Annotated in this window: 1 protein-coding gene; it reads right to left on the bottom strand. The window is 70.3% G+C overall.

The genetic code is table 11. The features are described 5' to 3' along the window. Positions 1-445, bottom strand: a 445-nt coding sequence (locus TSO352_RS06745) for an NAD(P)-binding domain-containing protein (protein WP_247871935.1), incomplete at both ends; no start/stop codon positions are given.

The raw sequence follows: 445 nt of genomic DNA, 5'->3' as shown, positions 1-445 counted from the left end.
CGCCTCGATGGTCAGGGCGACGATGATCTGGTTGGCGACCTTGGTGGTCTGGCCGTCGCCGTTGCCGCCGACGAGCGTGATGTTCTTGCCCATCAGCTCGAACAGCGGCTTGACGGTGGCGAAGGCTGTGTCGGGGCCGCCGACCATGATGGTGAGCGAGGCGGCCTTGGCGCCGACCTCGCCGCCCGACACCGGGGCGTCGAGGTAGTCGCAGCCCAGCTCGTTGACGCGGCGGGCGAAGTCCTTGGTGGCGACCGGGGAGATCGAGGACATGTCGACGACGATCTTGCCGGCGCCCAGCCCCTCGGCGACGCCGCCGGCGCTGAACAGCACCTTGTCGACGTCGGGGGTGTCGGGGACCATGACGAAGACGATCTCGGCCTGTTCCGCGACCTCCTTGCCGGAGCCGCAGACCACGGCGCCGCCGGCGGTCAGCGCGTCGGGG

Source organism: Azospirillum sp. TSO35-2, from assembly GCF_003116095.1.
Classification (GTDB): Bacteria; Pseudomonadota; Alphaproteobacteria; order Azospirillales; family Azospirillaceae; genus Azospirillum.
This window is presented reverse-complemented; position numbering and strand designations above follow the sequence as displayed.